This window comes from Phaeobacter sp. B1627, from assembly GCF_006265095.1.
Taxonomy (GTDB): domain Bacteria; phylum Pseudomonadota; class Alphaproteobacteria; order Rhodobacterales; family Rhodobacteraceae; genus Epibacterium.
This window is the reverse complement of sequence record NZ_VCNK01000018.1, coordinates 125,398-146,661: the sequence shown is the minus strand read 5'-3', so window position 1 is coordinate 146,661 and position 21,264 is coordinate 125,398. Positions and strand designations below refer to the sequence as shown.

17 protein-coding genes are annotated in these 21,264 nt (G+C 63.7%); 8 read left to right on the top strand and 9 right to left on the bottom strand.

Features of this window, described 5'->3' with window-relative positions; translation table 11 throughout:
• The first annotated feature begins 211 nt into the window (after positions 1-211).
• The 6 genes from FGE21_RS10700 to FGE21_RS10675 all read left to right on the top strand — a co-directional run bounded on the left by FGE21_RS10700 (position 212) and on the right by FGE21_RS10675 (position 5,051).
• Entirely contained in the window at positions 212-775 is a 564-nt protein-coding gene (locus FGE21_RS10700) for a DUF2199 domain-containing protein (protein WP_139663278.1), read from the top strand.
• Positions 776-951: 176 nt separating this feature from the next.
• The gene (locus FGE21_RS10695) at positions 952-1,209 is read left to right on the top strand and encodes a hypothetical protein (protein WP_139663277.1); all 258 of its coding nucleotides are present in this window, start codon (positions 952-954) and stop codon (positions 1,207-1,209) included.
• Positions 1,210-1,360: 151 nt separating this feature from the next.
• Positions 1,361-2,008, top strand: a complete 648-nt coding sequence (locus FGE21_RS10690; protein ID WP_139663276.1) for an SDR family oxidoreductase — start codon at positions 1,361-1,363, stop codon at positions 2,006-2,008.
• Between the two features lie 224 nt (positions 2,009-2,232).
• Positions 2,233-3,015 carry a 5'/3'-nucleotidase SurE gene (gene surE / locus FGE21_RS10685; RefSeq protein WP_139663275.1) on the top strand — a complete coding sequence of 261 codons (783 nt, stop codon included), beginning with the start codon at positions 2,233-2,235 and terminating at the stop codon, positions 3,013-3,015.
• Positions 3,012-3,659, top strand: a complete 648-nt coding sequence (locus FGE21_RS10680; protein WP_139663274.1) for a protein-L-isoaspartate(D-aspartate) O-methyltransferase — start codon at positions 3,012-3,014, stop codon at positions 3,657-3,659. The genes surE and FGE21_RS10680 overlap by 4 nt, the downstream gene beginning before the upstream one ends.
• 135 nt (positions 3,660-3,794) lie before the next feature.
• Positions 3,795-5,051, top strand: coding sequence for a peptidoglycan DD-metalloendopeptidase family protein (locus FGE21_RS10675; RefSeq protein WP_139663273.1), 1,257 nt, complete (start codon positions 3,795-3,797; stop codon positions 5,049-5,051).
• Positions 5,052-5,404: 353 nt separating this feature from the next.
• Here the strand turns inward: FGE21_RS10675 and FGE21_RS10670 are convergent, their stop codons facing one another.
• The 7 genes from FGE21_RS10670 to FGE21_RS10640 form a co-directional block, all read right to left on the bottom strand.
• Positions 5,405-6,247 carry an ATP-binding protein gene (locus FGE21_RS10670; RefSeq protein WP_139663272.1) on the bottom strand — a complete coding sequence of 281 codons (843 nt, stop codon included), beginning with the start codon at positions 6,245-6,247 and terminating at the stop codon, positions 5,405-5,407.
• Between the two features lie 159 nt (positions 6,248-6,406).
• Complete coding sequence (locus tag FGE21_RS10665; RefSeq protein ID WP_139663271.1) at positions 6,407-6,964, bottom strand: sigma-70 family RNA polymerase sigma factor; 558 nt, start codon at positions 6,962-6,964, stop codon at positions 6,407-6,409.
• Between the two features lie 222 nt (positions 6,965-7,186).
• Entirely contained in the window at positions 7,187-8,509 is a 1,323-nt protein-coding gene (locus FGE21_RS10660; RefSeq protein ID WP_139663270.1) for a lysine N(6)-hydroxylase/L-ornithine N(5)-oxygenase family protein, read from the bottom strand.
• The gene (locus FGE21_RS10655) at positions 8,509-9,582 is read right to left on the bottom strand and encodes a GNAT family N-acetyltransferase (RefSeq protein WP_218062779.1); all 1,074 of its coding nucleotides are present in this window, start codon (positions 9,580-9,582) and stop codon (positions 8,509-8,511) included. The genes FGE21_RS10660 and FGE21_RS10655 overlap by 1 nt, the downstream gene beginning before the upstream one ends.
• A gap of 211 nt (positions 9,583-9,793) precedes the next feature.
• Positions 9,794-10,687 carry an alpha/beta hydrolase gene (locus FGE21_RS10650; RefSeq protein WP_255731503.1) on the bottom strand — a complete coding sequence of 298 codons (894 nt, stop codon included), beginning with the start codon at positions 10,685-10,687 and terminating at the stop codon, positions 9,794-9,796.
• Entirely contained in the window at positions 10,684-11,874 is a 1,191-nt protein-coding gene (locus FGE21_RS10645) for a PLP-dependent transferase (RefSeq protein WP_176695415.1), read from the bottom strand. Before FGE21_RS10645 ends, FGE21_RS10650 begins: the two co-directional genes overlap by 4 nt.
• Positions 11,871-13,226, bottom strand: coding sequence for an MATE family efflux transporter (locus tag FGE21_RS10640; protein WP_139663269.1), 1,356 nt, complete (start codon positions 13,224-13,226; stop codon positions 11,871-11,873). The genes FGE21_RS10645 and FGE21_RS10640 overlap by 4 nt, the downstream gene beginning before the upstream one ends.
• 342 nt (positions 13,227-13,568) lie before the next feature.
• On the opposite strand from FGE21_RS10640, the gene FGE21_RS10635 reads away from it, so the two are divergent.
• Positions 13,569-13,766: an MbtH family NRPS accessory protein gene (locus FGE21_RS10635; protein ID WP_139663268.1), complete on the top strand. Its 198-nt coding sequence runs from the start codon at positions 13,569-13,571 to the stop codon at positions 13,764-13,766.
• A complete protein-coding gene (locus FGE21_RS10630) occupies positions 13,763-17,725 on the top strand; it encodes a non-ribosomal peptide synthetase (RefSeq protein ID WP_139663267.1) in 3,963 nt (1,320 codons plus the stop codon). The genes FGE21_RS10635 and FGE21_RS10630 overlap by 4 nt, the downstream gene beginning before the upstream one ends.
• Positions 17,726-17,853: 128 nt before the next feature.
• Here the strand turns inward: FGE21_RS10630 and FGE21_RS10625 are convergent, their stop codons facing one another.
• The gene (locus FGE21_RS10625; RefSeq protein ID WP_176695414.1) at positions 17,854-19,944 is read right to left on the bottom strand and encodes a TonB-dependent siderophore receptor; all 2,091 of its coding nucleotides are present in this window, start codon (positions 19,942-19,944) and stop codon (positions 17,854-17,856) included.
• A gap of 219 nt (positions 19,945-20,163) precedes the next feature.
• Positions 20,164-21,153 (bottom strand): ABC transporter substrate-binding protein, encoded by a 990-nt coding sequence (locus tag FGE21_RS10620; protein ID WP_176695413.1) that lies wholly within the window; start codon positions 21,151-21,153, stop codon positions 20,164-20,166.
• Positions 21,154-21,264: the final 111 nt, after the last annotated feature.

The window sequence follows — 21,264 nt, the reverse complement described above, 5'->3', positions numbered from 1 at the left end:
CGGTCCGCCATACGTGGCCCGTCGGGACAGGGTATCGCCCCAGCCTCTGCTCGGGCCGTCGCGGGCTTGGATCCGCCGGTTTGGTGGCCGTCCGCCCCCGGTGATTGCACTTTATTCCCAACAGGCGTAAGGGAGCGCGGACGCATACCCATCGGCGCTGACCCATCCGGTCAGCGCCTTTCTCTATTTCACTTTCGAAAGGGGCGCCTTCGTGGACGCGCATCTTGCCCGTATGCTGAGCTCTTCGCGTCAATGCCGCTGCTGCGGCGCGACATTTGCCCAGCTTCTCAGCCTCTCCTGCGATCGGCCGGACATCTGCCCAGCTGACATGCCGGTGCAGGACAACACCGCCGTTTTCGCCACCGACGGGGATGTTCTGACCGAAGACTTCTGCCGCTTCGGATCCCTGCGCTTTCTGCGCGCCGTTCTGGCGATTCCGCTGGCCGATACCGGCGGTGAAGAATTCATTCTGGGCACCTGGGCCGGCGTCAGCGAGGATGTTTTCGACGACTATCTCGACCTTTTCGAACTGCGCGAGATCGAAAGCATGGGCAGCCGCCCTGCCTGGCTCTCCAACCAGATCCCCCCCGAAAGCGGTGGCCCGCTGGCCTGCATGCTGCATATGCGCCCCGAAGGCGAATACCCGGAACTTCAGGTGTCCGAGGTCAACCACGATCTTGCCCGCATGCAGGAACTGGGCCTCGACCTCGACGATCTGCTGGGGGTCCTGCACGCCTACGGACACGATCTCGCCTCGCTGGTCTATGATTCCTGACGGGCCTTCACGGCAGCCTCGCCCGAGGCAGGATCGGCAGATCTCCGCTATCTGCGCCCAGCATGCTCTTTGCCCGGCGCCCCCATCCTGATAGCAGCCCGTCAGCACCCCGCTGCCACCCACATTTTCGCACCTCCCCGGGAAACCGGAAGGACGGTGCCATATCCGGACTCCGAATGGCCAACTCCCAAACAACGACCGCCGAAGCCCTTGCAACCAAAGAAAACGCCCTGCCCGATCGCGGCCTTGCCCTGATCGGCCTGTTCGGCCCACAGGATGCCCTGCAGGGTCTGGTGCGGCTGTCGTCCGGACGGATCAAAACCGTGGAGGCAGGCGAACGCCTCACCATCGGCCAGATTGTCGCAATCGATGCCGAAGGCCTGCTGGTGGAACGCAGGGGCACGGTCGCCCGCCTGCCAATCCTCTCCGACTGAGCCCCAAGCCCAGCGGCCCGCCCGACCCGCCCTGTCAATGCCCGCACCGTCAAAGCCTGCCCAGTCAATGCCCGCCCAGTCAAAGCGACCGCGAAACCGGGAATCAGACCGGGGCTTGACCCCGGCGCGGCGGCACCGCATGTAGGCGTCCATGACCGACAGACTCGCCCTCATCACCGGGGCCTCGCGGGGCCTTGGCGCCGCTTTGGCCGAAGCGCTCGCGCCCACCCATCACATCGTTGCCGTCGCCCGCACCACCGGCGCGCTCGAAGAGCTTGACGACCGGATCAAGGCCCGCGGCGGTTCCGCCACTCTGGCGCCCATGGACATCACCCTGCCCGAGGCCATGGCCACGCTCTGCCGCGGCATCTACGACCGCTGGGGCAAGCTGGATCTCTGGGTGCACAGCGCCATCCACGCCGCTCCGCTCAGCCCCGCGCATCATGTGGCGCCAAAGGACTGGAGCAAATCGGTCGAAATCAACGCAACAGCCACCTCAGTACTCATCCCCTACGTGGCCCCCCTGCTGGGCCAAACGGGCACGGCCGTGTTTTTCGACGACCCCCGCGCCGGCGAGAAATTCTTCGGGGCCTATGGCGCCACCAAAGCTGCCCAATTGGCACTGGTGCGCAGCTGGCAGGCCGAAACTGCACGCACCGGGCCCCAGGTTCGCCTGCTGACGCCGCCTGCCATGCCAACAGCCCTGCGCGCCCGTTTTTTCCCCGGTGAAGACCGCGATGCACTGACACCGGTTGCCGATGCCGCATTCAGGCTGCTGCCCCAGATCCTCGCCGACTGATCTCCTTTCATCTTTTCAAAAATACCTCGGGGTCCGGGGCAGCGCCCCGGCGCTCCATGCCCGCCCAGTGCGGGTGATTTGGCCACACCCCGGCCGGATGTGCCCGAATTCAAGGGGCAAGAACCTTGCCCTGCCGCAGCCCGCAGCCTATTCAGGATCCCATTCGGAAGGCTGTAGAATTCGCCGCAAATCCGACAAACTCCGCAACCATGCAAGGGGTCCACATGCGCATACTGGTCACCAATGACGACGGCATCAGCGCCCCGGGTCTCAAGGCTCTGGAACAGATCGCCACGGCTCTGGCGGGTCCCGAGGGCGAGGTCTGGACCGTGGCACCGGCCTTTGAACAATCCGGGGTTGGCCATTGCATCAGCTACACGCACCCCTCGATGATCTCCGAACTCGGCCCGCGCCGGTTCGCAGCCGAAGGCTCACCGGCCGATTGCGTCCTCGCCGCCCTGCATGTGGTGATGCGCGATCATCGCCCCGATCTCGTATTGTCCGGCGTCAACAGGGGCAACAACTCTGCTGAAAACGCGCTCTATTCCGGCACGCTTGGTGGCGCCATGGAAGGCGCCCTGCAGGGGCTGCCTGCGATGGCCTTGTCGCAATACTATGGCGCTGGAAACCGCGACCTTCACGACCCCTTCGAAGCGGCCCGCACCCATGGCGCGGCGGTCGTGCAGAAAATCCTGGCCGCCCAGCCTGAAAACACCGAGGACTACGGCCTGTTCTACAACATCAACTTCCCGCCGGTCGCTGCGGCAGAGGTGCAGGGCCTGCGGATCACACGGCAGGGCCTGCGTGCCGGAACCGGGTTTTCCGCCGAGGAGCAACTCTCCCCGAATGGCCGCCGCTTTGTCTGGATGCGGGGCGGTGACCAGCAGATCGCCACCGCCCCCGGCAGCGACGCCCACGCCAATCTGGGCGGCTATATCTCGGTGACCCCGATGCGTGCCGATCTGACCGCGCATGACGCGCTGGAGGCTCTCAAGACACTCGAATGACAGCCCCCGACGCAGAAACCCAGATGCAATTCCTCTTCGCGCTGCGCTCGCGCGGCGTGACCGAGGCCTCTGTGCTTGCGGCCATGGAAGCGGTGGACAGGGGGTTGTTCCTGCGGGGAATTTTCTCCAGCCGTGCCTATGAGGATGTGCCGCTGCCCATTTCCTGCGGCCAGACCATCTCGCAGCCCTCTGTGGTCGGGCTGATGACACAGGCGCTACAGGTATCCCCTCGCGACACCGTGCTTGAGGTGGGGACCGGCTCCGGCTATCAGGCTGCCATCCTCGCCAAACTGGCCCGGCGGGTCTACACCATCGATCGTCACAACAGGCTGGTACGTGAGGCGCGTCAGGTGTTCCAGTCGCTGCGCCTTGCCAATATCACCTCGCTGGTGGGCGATGGCAGCTACGGCCTGCCGGATCAGGCACCGTTTGACCGAATCATCGTCACTGCTGCCGCAGAGGATCCGCCGGGACCGCTGCTGAGCCAGCTCAAGGTCGGCGGCATCATGGTGGTCCCGGTGGGGCAGTCCGATGCTGTCCAGACCCTCATTCGTGTGCGAAAGACCGAAATCGGGCTTGAATACGACGAATTGCGCCCGGTTCGCTTTGTTCCGCTGCTGGAAGGGCTTGGAAAAGAGACCTGAGCTGTCCTATGCCGGGAGCAGTCCCGGTGTTGCGCCACCGCGATCTGCCGGTCCGGTGACCCATGCGGGATGCTGGATATCGTTGCCGACCAAGTCTCCGTCTGACAGGAGACATAATTCGAGGAGAGCAAAGACATGACCCGTCCCCGCAAGGTCCTTCGCCCTACTGGTGTTCGCGCCGTTCACCCTGTTCGTCCAGTTCGCCGCAAAATCGCCGCCCTATTGCCGGTGGTGCTGATGGCTGCTGCCTGCACCGCGCCGCTGGACTATGATCTGCGCGGCCAGATCGGTGCCTTCAACACCACCAGCGCGGCCCAGACCGCAACCGAGGCGCGCCCCGCACCCGACGCGCGTGGTCTGATCACCTATCCCTCCTATCAGGTGGCGGTGGCGCAGCGCGGCGACAGCGTCTCCGACCTAGCGGCCCGCGTGGGGCTCCCCGCCATTGATGTCGCCCGGTTCAACGGCGTCCAGACCGACGACACCCTGCGCAAAGGCGAGGTTCTGGTGCTGCCCCGTCGCGCGCCAGAGGCTTCTGTACGCGGCGGCAACACGACCCCCGGTGGCGTCGATATCGCATCGCTGGCGGGCGACGCCATTGCCCGCGCGCCTGCCACCTCACCAAATCCCGGCTCCGTGACCACCACCACGCTGCAGGAGACACCGCAGAAATCCGCGCCTGTCGCGGTGCAGGACGGGCCCGAGCCGGTGCGTCACAAGGTCACCCGGGGCGAAACCGCCTATACCATCGCGCGGCTCTACCAGATCCCGGTCAAATCGCTGGCCGAGTGGAACGGTCTGAACAGTGAATTCACCGTCCGCGAAGGGCAATACCTGCTGATTCCGCTGAAGGACCAGACGGCGCCGTCAACCGCCCCGTCGGCGGATGTCGCAGTCGCAGCCCCCGGCGTCGGCAGTGCCACACCAACGCCGCCCAGTGCCGCCCAGCCACTACCGGACGAAGACGTCACTCCCGCAGCCGAAGCCCGCGCCGAGCCCAAACCGACCGTTGATATCGAAGCGCCCACCCGCACCTCACAAAGCGCCATGGCCTATCCGGTCACCGGCAAGATCATTCGCGCCTACTCCAAGGGCAAGAATGACGGCATCGATATCTCTGCGTCGCCCGGTAGCGCGGTCAAGGCCGCTGAGGCCGGGACCATTGCGGCCATCACCGCCGATTCGAACAAGATCCCGATCATCGTGGTCCGCCATGACCGCAATCTGTTGTCGGTCTACGCCAATGTAGACGACATCAAGGTCACCAAGGGCGACCGCGTCAACCGTGGCCAGACCATCGCCCAATTGCGCAACACCCCCGAAGAGGCCTATGTCCATTTTGAGGTGCGTGACGGGTTCGACAGCGTCGATCCGCTGCCCTATCTGCAATAGCGAAACCCTCGCCTCCAGGAGCCACCCCGCCGGGCCTTCAGGCCCGGCGCCCGGCCCAACGGGAGGGCTGTCTTTTACAAAGGCGGCCCGCCGGGCGGGAGCCCCCCCTCTTTTGCAGCGCACCCGCAAGGCAGCTCCGGCTGCCTCGGCGACCACGAAAATCCCGATGATGCGTCTGCTCCCAGACTGTGCTCTGGTCCGCGGGAACACCCGATTGCCCGTCAATGCAGGCGTTTGCACCCGGGATCGGGGTGCTCTCCCGCGCAGGACTGCCGCCTGACCGGCGTTCGTGCTCCTTGGGCCGGGCGCTGTGGCGCCCCGAAGGGGCGCCACAGCGTGCGACTGACCGTATGTCAGCGCAGAGAAACCCCGTGTCGCCCCGCCAGATCGGTGAAGAACTGCCAGGCCACCCGGCCCGAACGCGCGCCCCGTGTGGCCTGCCATTCGATGGCCTCCGCCCGCAGCTCTTCGGCATCGACCGTCAGCCCATAGGCCTCGCAATAGCCGTCAATCATTGCCAGATAGGCATCCTGGTTGCAGGGATGAAACCCGAGCCACAGCCCGAACCGGTCAGACAGGGAGACCTTTTCCTCCACGGCCTCGGCCGGGTTGATCGCAGAGGAGCGTTCATTCTCGATCATATCGCGCGGCATCAGATGGCGGCGATTGGAGGTCGCATAGAACACCACGTTCTCCGGCCGCCCTTCAATGCCTCCGTCCAACACCGCCTTCAGGCTCTTGTAATGTTGGTCGTCGTGGCTGAACGACAGATCGTCACAGAACAGAATGAAGCGGTAAGGCGCCCCACGGAGATGATTCAGAAGCCGCGCCACCGTCGGCAGATCCTCGCGTTGCAGCTCCACCAATTTCAGCTCTGGGAAATCGACAGCCAGCGCGCCATGGATCGCCTTCACCAAAGACGACTTTCCCATCCCGCGCGCGCCCCACAACAGGGCATTGTTTGCCGCATGTCCGGCCGCGAACCGACGGGTATTCTCCAGCAATGTATCGCGGGACCGGTCGATCCCCAGCAAAAGGTTCAGGTCAACCCGGCTGATCTCCGGCACCGGTTCCAACCGGTCCGGGGCCACATGCCAGACGAACCCCGACGCTGCTGAAAATTCCGGCGTCGAGAGTGGCGCAGGCGCCATACGCTCCATCGCCTCTGCAATCCGCTTCAGCATTTCCAGATCCATTCCGCCGTCCTCCATCATCAGTTGCGCGATGACAAATCATGTTCCGGCGGAAGCAGCAAGCCTGAGCTCGGCCTGCGCGCTCAGACGGCGACAGACCATCTCGATCGGTGCGGCTAGAGAGAGATATATAGAGGCAGGCAGGAAGGAGTGGCACACGCCCTATTGCGCAAAGAATTGTGCGCCATAGGCCGCGTCTCCCTCCGTCAACGCCATCGCACAGTGGCGGTCAGCCTGTTTGATCATGACGTTGATCAATGCCCGCGACACCTTCAGCTCTTCGGCGATCCGCTTCTGCGGCACCTCTGACAGCCTGTGCCGCAGGAAGGCATCCCTCTTGCGGGCCGGAAGACGCGAGAGCGCCCGCGCCACGGCGGCCAGTTCCTGTTTGTCCTCCAGACACACATGCCCGCACAGCGAGGTCGTTCCCGCCCTGGCCAGCTGCCCCTCCTCCTCAAAGGAGGTCGAGACCTCTCTTGCGTGTTTTCGCAGATAATCGATCGCGGCGTTGCGCACCATTCTGGACACATAGCAGCGCGGGCTATCCGGCGGGGTCTGCGGCGGGCTGCTCAGGCATTTCAGCGCCGTGTTTTGCAGTATATCTTCGGCCGCGTCCGGGCGACCGACATATTTCAAGGCGTGGGAAAGGTGCAGTTTCCGGCGCGAAATCAGTTCACCTACGAGGATTTCGCAAACCGGCAACGAAGTGCAGTGTGACATGGTTCTTCCAAGGGCATAGGGTCGGGCACTGCCCGACACGAATTCTACTTATTGGGGAACTGCCTTAGGTATACATTACCATTGGTTGCAGTGCCTCTATGCCGGATTGGCTCAACCAGGTCAAATATAACTTTGCAAACAGACCGTGAAATGGGCCGCGCCTTGACCTGCGCCCGCCAAGAACCCGCCCGCAGAGGTCACTCCCGGCGGGCGGATCAAATATTATTCTGCTGCGGTCAGCAATTGGCGATCCTTGTCCCGGGGCGACATCAGCCCACTGGCGATCTCATCCGCGCGCACAGGCAGAACCGACAACAGCGTATCGCTCAGTCCGTGGGTGTTTTCGCTATAGCCCTGCAGGAAGATCCGAGGCCCGAATCCCGCAGTGGTGCCAATCCGGTAGCCTCGGTCGGTTTCAACACCGGTCAGGAACTCTTCGAGACCTGCCAGCAACGTCTCTCCGAGGCGGCGCCTGAACCCGGTGGCGAGGATGACGAGATCATAGCGGCAGCGCAGCTCCTCGCCCCCCTCCACCGGAGCGAGCAGGAGCTCCACCTGCGGATGCTGCCCGGTTTCTGGCGCAGGCCCCGACTCGGCTGCAACGACACGCGTGCTGCGCAGGAGGGCGTGGCTGTTGCCGCCGACCACGTCCTGTTCGTAAAACAGCCCGTAAATCTGTTCGATCAGATCACCGTCAACCACCGAATAGTTGGTATTGGCATATTCAGCCAGAACCGCTGCGCGGCGCTGAGGCGGCTGATTGAACACATAGGAGGTGAAGCCTGCGTCAAAGATCTCGTTGACGAAGGGGCTGTCGTCCGACGGTTTCAGCGCGTGGCTGCGAAAGATGAAATCCACCTCCGGACGGGCGACATCGTTTGCCAGATCCCAAAAGATCTCGGCGCCACTTTGCCCCGACCCGATGACGGCCACCTTCAGAGGACGGCCGGACGCCGCCAACCTCGGCTTCACGGTGCTGAGATAGGCGGAGCTGTGCACCACCGCCGGGTGGCCCCGCAGTTCGGAAAAGACCTCCGGCACATTGGGCCTGCCACCGACAGCCAGCACCAGATCCCGGGTCCGGCGCCGGGTCTGAACACCTGCAGGATCCTCCGAGACCACGTCCAGAAGCTCCACCGCACCATTTGGTCCCTGCACCGGGGCCACCCGCACAACGCTTTGATTGTAGTGGCAATAGTCCTGATGGTGCGCTGCCGCCCAGGTGAAATAGTCGTTGAATTCGTGACGGCTGGGAAAGAAGGTCTTGCGGTTCACAAACCGCTCCATGCGTCCCTTCGCGTGCAGGTAGCTGAGGAAGGAATACGGGCTGGCCGGATTGCGCAGCGTCACCAGATCCTTGATAAAGGACACCTGCATATCGGAATTGTCGAGCAGCATGTCAGGATGCCAGGCGAAGCTGTCCTTGGCTTCGAGGAAGATCGCATCCAGCGCCGCATTGCGTTCCTTCAGCGCAATGGCGAGTGCGAGGTTGGACGGGCCAAAGCCGACACCAATTACATCGTGAATTTTTTCTTGATCGGTCATCACTCATCTCCGGAATTCAGAAGGGCGGAAAGGGATAGCTGCAGGGGACGGCCGGGCTCGTCCGGCGCCGGTCGCGCCCAGAGACGGGCCTTGAAAAAATAGTCCCGTTCCAACCGCACCAGCACTGCTCTTTTATGTGCGAAATCAAACTCTTTGACCTTGGCGAACCCGGCCCTGGTCAGGTTTCGCAACTGCTGATCATGACTTGCGGCCGGCTCTCCGACCAAGGCCTGGCTGCGCGGCTCCGACAGGAACATGTAGTGCATCAGGGACGGCAGCCAGGCGGTGATGAAATCAGCGCCGCGCGCCGTGTCATCGCCCACCAGCACATGCCATCCCCGGTCCCAATGGCCCGCATCGTAATGGGCGCCCACGCGGTTTTCGCGGGCCCAGTAGAGTTCGAAATAGCAAAACGGGCGGCCGGACAGGCAGCCAAGCACCGGCATCATATGCCGATCCTGCGCCATCCGCGCCAGATAGGCCCGATGCTGATCCAGCGAGCCGGCCTCCTCGAAAAAGGCGGCGACCCTTTCATCATTCATCCAGCGATGGAACAGGTCCAGATCCGCGTCACCGTCCAACGCCCGCAGCGAGAACACCTGATCGAGCCAGGGAATATAGCGATGATACAAAAGCCCCTGCCCCTTTGGCGGGCGCAGTGGATGCTGCCCGTGCGGCCCCGCCACCATCACCTGCGGAAATCCGATTTGGCGGTCCGGCAACCATAGATCCGGGAGCTGCCACAGCAGTTCAGGGAACACAGCCAGCCGGTCAGCGTCCAGAACCTGAGCCGCGCCACGGCGCAGGAGGTCGGCTTCCAACGCCTGCCACCCGTCCCGGTTCAAGACGATCAACACCTCGCCGCTGTTGTGGTTCGACAGAGCTTCACAGGCGGCCAGTGTTCCCGCAAGGGTTGCACTCCCCATCTTGGGCGGCAAGAGCTCCAGCCGCCCGCCGCCTGCATCGCAAACCTCAAGCTCCAGTCGGGTGCCCTGTTCGAAAACAGTTACGCGGTCGCCGTTCCGCCTGGCCCAACAGGGCAACTCCACGGCAACAGTGGTATCCAGAGACACGGGGAAATCCTCCGTTCGTTGATGCCTGGCCCAATGCGCAGGCTCATCAATAAAACGAAGGAGGACAGGGGAAATTCACGATAAAACGTGATTATCTTGAGATTTTTTTGGCCCGGCGGCAATCGCCATATTGCCTGGCCGCGCCACGGATTTCCGTCATACCGGAAACCCGCGAACTTCGCATGGCCGCGACCGTCGGGCGGCCTGCCGGCTAGCTGATGGCAAAGACCTTTTGCACCGCGCGGTTGACCGCCACGGCGAGCACCGACATGTGATTTTCACCCGCATAGGTTTCATATTCGGCCCTCACACCGGGATAGTCCGCCAGTTGAGCCGCCATTTCCTGCGCGGCGGTCAGCGTCCGTGTCTTTGCCTTTTCCGCCAGGCGGGTTGCCGCATCTTCCGCCGCTTCCTGAAAGGGGGCAAGTCGGTCCCCCTCCCATTCGCCCGCCGAAAGATGGACGTAGATGGCCTGTTCGCGGGGATCGAACCGCGCCAGGTGATCCAGCAGGAAGCTGTCCTCCCAAGTGATTGCAGGGCTGGCGGCGATCCAGTGGCTGAAGGCCTCGGGGCGGGTGAACATCAGCCAAAGGGCGAACAATCCGCCAAAGGAGTGGCCAAAAAGCCCCTGACGCGCCGGGTTGATCGGCGCTTTGGTGGCGACGAACGGGCGGACCTGCTCCAGCAGGAAGCGCGCCATTTCCGCACCGCCCCCCGTGCGCACCTCGTCGCCCCCCTCCCAGAAGGGCGGATAGCTTTGCCCCGGCGGCGGGCCAAGATCCCAGCTGCGGCGAAACGGGTCATAGGCATCCGGCGTGGGGTATCCGACTGCGACCAGAACTCCCCATTCGACATTGGTGCCCGACGGATAGCAGGCCTGCGCCCGCATGGCATCGATGGCGGTGCCGATCACCGCGTTTCCGTCGGTCAGGACCAGCACAGGCCAGCCCTCTGTCGGGGCATCGCCCGGAGGCACCCAAATGAAAACGCGCCGGATGGCACCGCTGTCAGTATCAGTCAGATCGTACCAGCGGGCGCCAGTCCATACCTCGCCCTCAGGTACCATGGGGTCAAGCGGCGTATCTATCGGGGTATCAAATGTCACGTCCGGGCCTCTTCGATGGCAGTCACCACGTCCTCTACCAGTGCATCGCCATTTTCAAGCCCCGCCGCAAGCCGCACCGATCCGGCGGGAGTGCCAAATCGCTGAAACACATTGGCCGCGCCCGACAGCCCCAACGCCGCCTGGGCCGGGATGACCAGGCTCTCCGGCCCGCCCCAGCTGACACCGATCTTCACCACCTTGAGCGCATTGGTGAAGCGGGCGATATCGACACTGTCCTCCAGATCAAAAGCGAACAGGCCGCCGTATCCGGACAGGCAGGCATTGCCCGGGTTGGCCTCGAACGCCGGATGGCGCACCCGGGTGACTGCGGGATGCCCCGACAGGGCCCGACCCAGCGCCAGCCCGTTCTGCGAATGGCGCGACATCCGCAGATGCAGGGTTCGCAGTCCGCGCAGGACCAGCCAGGCATCGAAGGGAGACATCTTGCCGCCGAGATAGTGATAGGCTTCGTGATTGATCCGGTCGATCAGGGATTTCGGTCCCGCCACCAGACCGGCAATCGTGTCGGAATGACCCGCCAGATATTTTGAGGCCGCATGCACGATCAGGTCGATGCCGAATTCCGCCGGGCGTTGAAACAGCGGTGTGGCCCAGCTGTTGTCGATCACAGAGATCACCCCCTGCGCCCGGGCCGCCGCTCCGATTTCGCGCAGGTCCTGTGTGGTGAAACTCCATGAGGTCGGGCTTTCCAGATAAACCAGACTGGCTCCCGGCAGCGCGTCCACCACCGCCTGGGTATCCGTGCCGTCGACATATTGGGTGGTGACGCCGAACTTTTTCAGCACGCATTCAAACAGGCGGAAGGCATCCGAATAGAGGTTCTCGACCGCGACCACGCGGCTGCCGGCCTCTACAAAGGGCAGAACCGCAGCGGCAATTGCCGCCATGCCCGACGCAAATCCGCGCGCCGCGTCAACCCCCTCCATCCGGGCGATCAGACTTTCGAGCTCGGCGACGGTGGGATTGTCTCCGCGGGTGTAGATATAGCGTTCGGACTCGCCTGCGAAGACCGCAGCCATGTCCTCGTACCGGTCGAACAAAAACGACGAGGTCTGGAAGATAGGCACCGAACTGGCGTCATGGGGCATCGGGGTCCGGGGGGCAATCAGCTCCGCCGTCATCCGGTTCGATGCGGGAATATCACAAAGCGTGTGCTGGTCTTTCATGCGGGAATTCCTTTCAGGGAGAAGCGTGGCAACCGCCACAGGATCACGGCGGCGCCAATGCCGGTCAGCAGCGCAGATGTCGCAAGGCCGACGGCAAGCCCGTCGAAACCGCGCAGAGAGGTGGAGAGCATCAGCACCGGCAGGAACAGCCAGCCCAGCGGTGCGAGGCCGAGAATAGCGGCCAGACGAGCTCTGGCTGTGGCCTGCAGGGTGATTTGAGCCGCGTGGCGCAAAGCCATTGCCGGCAGGGACAGCGCCAATGCCCCGATGGCGGGAACGGCAAGCGCCAGCACTGCAGGATCCTGTGCAAAGAGACCAGCCAGACGGAGCGGAACCGCAAGCCCCGCCACCATGAACAGAAAGGCACAGGCAACCGCGATTGCCGCCACCCAAAAGGCCGCCAGACTGAGCCGCCTGCCCTCTCCTGCGCCGACCGCATGGGCCAGAACCGGTTGCGCCCCAAGACAGAACCCCTCGACCGGCAGGCAGGCGAGCACCCAGAGCCGCAGAGCGATGCCCATCGCGGCCTGCCCCTCGGCCCCCTGCAGGTTCCCGGCCAGACGGTACAACAGCACGAAGGCAACACTTGCCAACAGGACAGAGCCCGCCTCCGGCAAGCCAACGCGCAGCACCTCCCATAGCCGCAACAGGGAGGAGGACGACAACCTCGGCGTGAGCCGGATCCTGCCGCGACCGCGGGTAAAATAGATTGCGTATAGCGCCAGCGTGGCAAGCTGTGCCGCGACCGTCGCCAGTGCCGCGCCCTTCACCCCCCAGCCAAACCAGAAGATCAGCACCGGATCGAGCGCCATGTTCAGGCCAAAACACAGAACCAGGCTTGCCAGGCTGAAGCGGGCGTTCCCCTCGCCGATCGCGGTGAAATCGCACAGGATCTGAACCATCCCGAACCCGGCCGCGAAGACCATCACCGACAGATATTCAGAAGCCGGCGCCCGCACGGTCTGCGTGGCCCCGAGAAGGTCCAGAAGCGGCCCGCGCATGCCCCACAGCAGCGCCACCAGACAGACCGCCAGAAAGACGCACAACACCATCGCCGTCGACGCAATCTGCCCTGCGGCCCGCCGCGCCTGCGATGTCTCCGCCCGCCCGAGCGCGCGCGCAACCGCTGCCGCTGTGCCCACCCCGAGCCCGACGCCGATGGCAGCCGTCACCCCCGTCAGGGGCAAGGCGAGGCTGACCGCCGCCAGCGCCTCCGGCCCCAACTGTCCGACGAAGAAGGCATCGACCCCCTGATGGGTGGCATTGATCGACAGCCCGCCCACAGCAGGCAGCGCCGTGCGCAGCAGCGTCTTCAGCAAGGCCGGGCTGCCCAGATCAATTGGCGTCATCATCGGCCACGCTCTGACAAATGGACTGGCGCACAGGCTGGCGAATGGGTCGGCAATCGGATGGGCGCGTGGATGGCAAATGGATGGGGCGCAGCCATTCCGGAGGCAAACGGGCCGAGGGCAAATGGGCCGAGGGCAAATAGGCCGGGGGCAAATGGGGCAAGTGGAGGGTCTCTTCAAAAGTTCCGGCGCCGCGGCCGGAGGTTGCAGTCCAGGGTGAGCGGTCGAGGTTGAGACGGGGAAGTGCTGTGGAAATTCACATCCGCAGAAACTTTATTTGGCGGGAGGTGAATTCCGCCGTGCGGCCTGCGTCTTGCAGGGGACAAGACTCTGATGGAGATTCTGATGACCTCACCCGATGTTGGCCTGTGGCTTTGCGTAGTGAACACCGAAGGACGCTGGTCCGTCTGGCCTGCGGACTTGCCGGTCCCGCAGGGATGGACGGCCAAAGGCGCCGCCGCCCGTCACGAGGACTGCCTTGCTGATCTGGAGACCCGCTGGAGCGATCCGCGCCCGATTGCCCTGAAGGAGGCGATGGCATGACCACCGAAACCGACCTCGAAGCGCGCCGGGTCCCGTCGGCCGGCCAAGCACATCAGACCCGAAACGCCGCTGAGTTGATCCCCCTCACCCCCGGCGAGAAACAGATATGCGCCCATGATCAGGTGGGGCAACTGGCCCCGTATTCCATCCAGCTCCTCCATCTGGAGATCGGCTCTGCCTGGCAGTTCGGACAATTGCGCCAGGCGGCCGAGAGGGTGCTGGCCGATCACCCGGTCTTTGCGGCCCGCCTGCACCGGCGCGCGGGCGGAGAGATCTTTCGCTCTCAGGACGACGGCGACCGGATCGCTTTGGTCGTATGCCCCGTCGACGAGGTGGAACACCGCCTGAAGAGAGCCAAGTTTGATATGACCGGCGGCGCGCTGGCGATGATGCTTGTCGCCCCGGCCGACGCCGCCCATCAAACGCACCGCTTTGCGGTCGCGCTGCATCCGTCAATAGCGGACCCCGGTGTCCTGAACACCATCGCGGTCGCCCTCGGCGCTGCCCTGCAGGGTTTCGCTGCCCTGCAGGATACCGCAGCATCGCAGGACGGGCCGCTGGCGTCACCGCTGCTCCCTGTCCCGATCCCGCTGTCCTCGGAAGATCAGCGCGGCCGGCTTGAGTATTGGCGCCCGCTGCTGAGCGATGAAACGGTGCTGAATGCCCGGCTGCCCCATCGCTACAACGGCACCGAGGATCCCGAACGCGGCACCGCCTGCCGGATTGTGGACACCGCAACGACCGCAGGTCTGGACCAACACGAGCAGCCGCTGGAGGTTCTGATCGCCGCCGCGCTTGGCGTGGTGCTCGCACGCTACACCGGCCAGAACAGGCTGCGGTTCGCCATCGGAGAGCAGCACATCGGCAGCCCCCGGCGCAGCGAGGATATCCTGCCCCTGTGCCTCACCCTGCAGCTCGGGGATCCCTTTGGCGCGGCGCTGGCGGAAACCGGACGCGCGTTGGCTGAGGCGCGCGCGCAGGCGCTGCCCTCGGAGGTTCTGGTCCAGGATATGCTGCGGCGTGACGGTGCCGACCGGCATGTGCTGGGCGCCATCACCCTGCATGTCCTTGAAACGCCCGCCCTGCCCGACGGCGTCCGGCGTCTTGATATTGCACAACCGGCGGCGCGGGGTGAATGCCTGCTGTCCGCAAGTCGCGCCGATGGCAAGCTGGAACTGCGGGCGAATTACGCACGCGGCCTGTTCGAACCCAATCTGATCGACCGGTTGCTGATGCATGTGACACGGGTTCTGGCCTCTGGTCTGGACACGCCTGACCTGGCTGCGGACAGGATCGCGCTTGTCGCCCCGGATGAGCTGGACCTGTTGTCCGCCCCCTATGAAGACCAGACCGCCAATGATCCCCGTGCGGTGCATGAAATCATCGCCGATCACGCCCGGCAGAGCCCGGACAAGACAGCGCTGATCTGCGCGGGCCGCATCTGGAGCCACGACAAACTGAACCGCGCCAGCAACCGCCTCGCCCATAGCCTGATCGCGCAGGGCGTCGGCGCCGAAGTCCCCGTCGCCATCATGGTGGAGCGCGGCATAGAGGCGGTGATGGCCATACTCGCCACTCTCAAGGCAGGCGGCGCCTATATTCCGGTCGAACCCGACCATCCCGAAAGCCGCAATCACCATATTTTATCCGACGGCGGCGTGCAGGTGGTGATCACCCGGCGGAGCTACCTTGATCGGCTTCCCGATGGCATCGATGCCTCTGTGCTGTGTCTGGACGATGATCCCGGTGCCGGCAGCCCGGAGACTGACCCGCTGGTGACGATCCACCCGGATCAGATGGCCTATATCATGTATACTTCCGGCTCCACCGGCAAACCCAAGGGGGTCGCGGTCGAGCATGGCCCGCTGAGCAATCACCTGCAGGACACCGCGCGGGTCTATGAGATGAGCAGCGAGAGCTGCGAATTGCCGTTTCTTCCGTTTTCCTCGGATGGCGGCCACGAACGCTGGATGAACCCGCTGATGATGGGCGGGTCGGCGGTGATCCCCGACGGGCCGCTCTGGACACCGGAGCAGACCTTTGAGGCGATGCGCAAATATGGCTGCAACAATGCCTCGATCCCGACCACCTATCTGCAGCAACTGGCGGAATGGGCCGAACAGACCGGCGAAGCCCCGGACATGCGTCTCTACTCCTTTGGCGGCGAGGGGCTGGCGCAGACCACATTTGACCTGCTGTCGCGGGAATTGCGGGCGCCGTTGCTGATCAATGGCTATGGGCCGACAGAGACGATCATGACGCCGATGGTCTGGAAGGTCCGGGCCGGAACCCGGTTTGACGGCGCCTATGCACCGCTGGGCCGCGCGGTGGGAAATCGGCGCGCCTATGTGCTGGACAGTCGGATGATGCCCTGCCCGATCGGCGTTGTTGGCGAAATCCATCTGGGCGGCGAAGGGGTTGCGCGCGGCTATGTCAATCGCCCTGGCACCACCGCAGAGCGCTTCATCCCCGACCCTTTTGCCCCTGCGCTGGACGGCCGCGAAGGGGCCCGCCTCTACCGGTCCGGCGACCTCGGTCGCTGGCGCGAAGACGGCACCATTGAGTTTCTCGGCCGCGTTGACCTGCAGGTCAAGCTGAACGGCTATCGGATCGAGCCGGGCGAGATCGAGGCCGCCTTGCTGGAGCATCCCGGTGTCTCGGAGGCGCTGGTTCTGCTGCGCGGCGAGGGCGAAGACAAACGTCTGATCGGCTACGCCGTGGCCCCGGAAACGGTGCGTGAAGAGGACCTGCTGCGGGCCCTCGAAGCCCGGCTGCCGAAGCATATGGTGCCCTCGGCCATTGTCGTTATGGACCGGATGCCCACCAATCCGAATGCGAAACTGGACCGCGCAGCCTTGCCCATGCCCGGGGCCCGCCGTCGCACATCGGCCGGTGTCGCCCCCGAAGGAGAGACGGAGGCAGGCATCCTGAACATCTGGCGGCGGGAAATCGGCAACCCGGAAATGGGCGTCACTGACGATTTCTTTGATATGGGCGGCAAGTCCCTGACCGCGCTGAAAGTTCTGGCACTGATGCGGAGGCGCTGGCCGGACACGCCCCTGACCATCGCCGATCTCTTTGATGCCCCGACCGCCCGGGCGCTGGCGCGCCGGATTGACTCGGGCAGCGCCACCGGGCGGCAGGCGATCGCCCTGCGGGGCACGGGATCGCGGCCGATGCTCTATTGCTTCCCGGGGCTTTTGGTTTCCACCCGCGAGTATATGCGCCTGACGGCCCATCTGGGCGAGGATCAGCCCGTCACCGGGTTTCTCTGCCATTCCCTCAACGAGGAGAAACACCTGAATGTGTCGGTGTCCGACGTCGTTGCCCCCTATGTGGAGCATATCCGCAGGGAAAGCGCAGGCCGCCCCTGTGCCTTCCTCGGCTGGAGCTGGGGTGGGTTGCTCGCATGGGAAGCGGCGCGGCAATTGCAGGCTGAGACGGAGATCGGCATGATCGGCATGGTCGACGTCTGCGACCTCGGCCGCGATTTCGCGCCCGGCGCGGAGCCGGAATTCGCGGCGGGCGAGCGGCAGGCGCTCGAAGCGGAACTGCACGCATGGCTTGCCAAAACACGGATGCGGCCGCAGTGGGACTCGCTCATCGGAGCAATGGACCGGCTGTGCTATGACCAGTTCCTGCGCTTTATCGGCAATGAAGCAGACCCGTTGCCCTTTGACGGGCCAGAGGTTTCCAGCCGTGAACACACCTTTTGGGTATTGATTGACAACGCGCTGGTGTTTCGCCGGTATCAGCTGGAAACGCTGCAGGTGCCCGTCACCTCCTACAGCGCAGGCGACAGCCTCAGCCGGGGGCTCAATCTGGTGGATTGGCGGCGCTATTCCTCACAGGCCAGACCCTCTGCGGTGGTGCCCGGCACCAACCATCTGCATATCATTGGCGACCGGCTGTTTCATGAACAGTTCCGGCAGGATCTGGAGCGCGCCTTCGCTCTGTGACCGGCATGGCTTGGCCCGCATGCTTTGACCGTCTCAGGTCAGACCCAGGCAAAACGGCACACACGAAAACGGGCCGGAGTATTCTCCGGCCCGTTCTCATTTGACTCGCTGCCGGTCCGTCAGGACCTTCAGAACTTCCGGCTCAGCGCAAAGGTGATCTCGCGGCCTTCACCGCTGATACAGCCATAGCCCACGCTTTCGCAGGTGGCGGCATAGTCCTTGTCAAACAGGTTGGTCACCCCCAGCGAAACGCGGTAGTCATCCCAGGCATAGCTGACCGAGAGATCGGCAAGAACGTAGTCCTCGACCTGGCGCGTATTCGCATTGTCGCCCCAGCTTTCACCGACATAGCGCAGACCACCGCCCAGTTTCAGCCCGGACATCGGCCCGTCAAAGGCATAGTCCAGCCACAGCGCGGCCAGATGCTCCGGAACTTTGCCAGTCCGGTTGCCGGCATCGCCGTTGTTTGACTGGGTGATCTCCGCATCGATGTAGGAATAGCTGAAGATCGCCGCCAGAGTGTTGGTCACCTGACCGCGGGCCTCAAGCTCAAGCCCCTTGTGGCGGATTTCACCGGTCTGAACCTGGAAGCCGGAATTGGTGGGATCGGTGGTCAGAACGTTGGTTTTTGTCACGTCGAACACAGCCGCCGACAACAGCATGTTGCGGCCGGAGGGTTGATAGCGCAGCCCGGCCTCGAATTGCTTGCTCTCGGTGGGCTTGAACGGGCTGCCGTCAAAGGCGCTGCCGATGTTTGTCGTGAACCCTTCGGCGTAGCTTGCGTAGGGGACAAACCCATTGCCCAGATCCCAGGTCGCGCCCAGTGACGCGGTCAGCGCATCATCGTCCTGCGTGGTGATGGTGCCGCCGAGACGGTCCTCGGTTTCCGTGCTCACCCTGCTTTTGCGCAGCCCTGCAGTCACCGTCACCCCATTGCTGAACCGGGTGTGATTCTGAACATACTGCCCGATCTGATCCTCGGTCTCCTTGCGGTCCAGATAATTGCCCGGATCGCTGACGCCGAAATCATAGCTCGGGTTGGTCACGCTGATCTGATAGCCGGAGCCAAACCCCTGAGTGCCGTCCAGGATCCGCCGGGTATAGTCGATCCCTGCAAGCAGCGTATTCTCAGCGCCGCCAAAGGTCCCGCGATATTCGACCTGCGTATCCACCGCGAGGACTGTTGCCTCTTCAAAGACGGTGAAATCCCAGAACTGCATCGTGTTGGCATTGGCCATGCCGCCAAAATAGAGGTGGCGATACTCGGTGTCCTGCTTCGCGTACCGAAGGTTCTGGCGCAGGCTGAGTTGGCTGTTCACCTCGTGCCGGGCCTGATAACCGACCGACCAGCCCTCGGTATCGAACTGGTTGAAGTCATGCTGACTGTTGACAAAGCTCTCCGGCAAGGCACCGAGGCTTGCGGCATAGTCCTCGCCCGCGACGGGCAGCAACATGTTCGGGGCGAGGCTGTCCTCCTGATAGTGACCGAGGAAGGTCACCTCGGTGCGGTCGGTCGGGGCCCATGTCAGCGCCAGCGCGCCGAGGGTCCGGTCATCCTCCACGCCCTCCGCTTCATTGCCGCCGTTGCGGGTCAAGCCCGTCAGACGCCAGGCCAGCGTGTCCGCTTCATTGTGGTCGCCCAAATCGACAGCGACCTGAGCGGTATTGTGCGAGCCAAACTGCAACCGCGCCTCGCCAAATTTCTCAAAGCGGGGGCGTTTGGTGATGATGTTGATCATGCCGCCCGCATCGCCGGGGCCATACATCACGCCACTTGGGCCGCGCAGGACATCGATCCGCTCCGCCAGATAGGGATCGGTCTTGAAGCCGGAAAAGTTGAGGGTTTTCTGGATCAACCCATCCCGGAAGATCCCGGTCGACCCCGTTTCAAAGCCGCGGATCATGAACTGATCGAAGCGATCGTCAACGCCCCAGTTGGAGGCGTTCAGACCGGGGGTATAGGCAACGGCATCCTCAATCTGCGCCGGGGTACGATCCTCAATTTCCTGCGCCGTCACCACCGATACGGAGCGTGGCACCTCGGTGACAGGCACGCCACCTTTGAAACCCGCTGTGGTTTCGGACGCGCGATACCCATCGCCGCCGGAGATGGGTGTTTCCTCAGCCTGGCTGACATTGATGTCTTGCAACTGGATCAGGGGATCCTGCGCCAGCGCAGGATGGCACAGCATGGTCGAACTTAGAAAAAGCGCGACCATGCGTTTGCTCCCGAGGGGAACAAATAGGCATCTAATTTTCATTTCGGTCCGGTCTCAATCTGGCCGACCCGGGCGGTTCTCGCCTTCGACAACAAAATCTGAAAAGAGCACCGAGTCAGCGTAAATTAAAATTTCGGGCAATGTGCCCGGTGGCCGCCTTGGTAAGAGATTGGATCTGTGCCTCGGTTGAGTACCAGTTATTAAACTCGCGCGATGCGGTCAACGGGTCACAGGAGCCAGAGTTTGAACTTCCTGACCCAGTGTCGCAGGTTTGCCATCCACCGCCGCTACCAGCGCCGGGACCAGACGGTTCAACGCCCAATCTATGGACAGGGGCGACTGAAAGCTCATGGCCCCCATCAGCTCCCGATCCGCCCAAACCGATCGGCCTTCTCGGGACAGACGCAAGCCAGCGAACCCCGGCAACCCTTCGATGATGCCCCGCGATGGCTCATCCGTCAGCCAAAGCACCACATCGAGGTCGAACAGATCGAGCCGTTCCGGGCTGACGCCAAAATTCCCCCCCGGTCCGGCCAGCTCCTCAAAGGTCTCGGGCGTTTCGACCCCAAGGCGCGCCAACAACCGGTTCGCGCCGTCGCTCGGCCGATAGCCAACAATCCGCCCACCCGAGAAATGCGCCGCGGTTCCGGATTGTCCGGCCAGTTCAGGATGCGTCGCCACCAGGTCGTCGAGGCGCTGATCCAGCTGATCAATGATCTCCTCGGCGGCCGTCGACCGCCCGGTCGCCTCCCCGATCAGGCGCAGTTCGGCCTCCCAGGGGGCGCCCCATGCGGGATAGCCCAGCGGCGGCGCAACCACAGGCGCGATCCGCGACAGCAACCGGTAGCTGCGCTCGTCCAGCGGCGCAAATGTCGCAACGATCAGGTCCGGCTCCTGAGCCAGCACCCATTCAATATCGATCTCAAAGCCATGTTGCACCTCCGGCACCGCCCCCAGGGCTCGCCGCGCAGGTTCTGCCCAGGGCCAGGTGGCGTAGTCATAGCCGCCAAACCACTCATGGACACCCACCGGCGCAATGCCCAGCGCATAGAGAAAGTCCTGCTCATGATAGCCGACGGAGATCACCCGCCGGGGTTCCGCCGCTATTTCCGTCTCCCCATACTGGTGGACGATCCGGACCGGAAACTCTGCCGCCTGGGTGATGGGAGCAAACAACAGGATCAGGAGTGTGGTGAGCAAAACCCGCATGGTCATTCCTTCAACTTGGAGAACAGCCTGGCCGGGGATGGACAGGCGGCTGGGAACCCGATCCGGCTAGCGCCCTGCAGGGCCCGGGTCAAGTCTTGGGAAGGTCGGGGC

What these genes read in the sequence shown, in the direction of transcription:
- FGE21_RS10695 (WP_139663277.1), top strand. Translation starts at nt 952, where the DNA reads ATGGCCAACTCCCAAACAACGACCGCCGAAGCCCTTGCAACCAAAGAA.
- FGE21_RS10690 (WP_139663276.1), top strand. Translation starts at nt 1,361, where the DNA reads ATGACCGACAGACTCGCCCTCATCACCGGGGCCTCGCGGGGCCTTGGC.
- surE (WP_139663275.1), top strand. Translation starts at nt 2,233, where the DNA reads ATGCGCATACTGGTCACCAATGACGACGGCATCAGCGCCCCGGGTCTC.
- FGE21_RS10680 (WP_139663274.1), top strand. Translation starts at nt 3,012, where the DNA reads ATGACAGCCCCCGACGCAGAAACCCAGATGCAATTCCTCTTCGCGCTG.
- FGE21_RS10675 (WP_139663273.1), top strand. Translation starts at nt 3,795, where the DNA reads ATGACCCGTCCCCGCAAGGTCCTTCGCCCTACTGGTGTTCGCGCCGTT.
- FGE21_RS10670 (WP_139663272.1), bottom strand. Translation starts at nt 6,247, where the DNA reads ATGGATCTGGAAATGCTGAAGCGGATTGCAGAGGCGATGGAGCGTATG.
- FGE21_RS10665 (WP_139663271.1), bottom strand. Translation starts at nt 6,964, where the DNA reads ATGTCACACTGCACTTCGTTGCCGGTTTGCGAAATCCTCGTAGGTGAA.
- FGE21_RS10660 (WP_139663270.1), bottom strand. Translation starts at nt 8,509, where the DNA reads ATGACCGATCAAGAAAAAATTCACGATGTAATTGGTGTCGGCTTTGGC.
- FGE21_RS10645 (WP_176695415.1), bottom strand. Translation starts at nt 11,874, where the DNA reads ATGAAAGACCAGCACACGCTTTGTGATATTCCCGCATCGAACCGGATG.
- FGE21_RS10640 (WP_139663269.1), bottom strand. Translation starts at nt 13,226, where the DNA reads ATGATGACGCCAATTGATCTGGGCAGCCCGGCCTTGCTGAAGACGCTG.
- FGE21_RS10635 (WP_139663268.1), top strand. Translation starts at nt 13,569, where the DNA reads ATGACCTCACCCGATGTTGGCCTGTGGCTTTGCGTAGTGAACACCGAA.
- FGE21_RS10630 (WP_139663267.1), top strand. Translation starts at nt 13,763, where the DNA reads ATGACCACCGAAACCGACCTCGAAGCGCGCCGGGTCCCGTCGGCCGGC.
- FGE21_RS10625 (WP_176695414.1), bottom strand. Translation starts at nt 19,944, where the DNA reads ATGGTCGCGCTTTTTCTAAGTTCGACCATGCTGTGCCATCCTGCGCTG.
- FGE21_RS10620 (WP_176695413.1), bottom strand. Translation starts at nt 21,153, where the DNA reads ATGCGGGTTTTGCTCACCACACTCCTGATCCTGTTGTTTGCTCCCATC.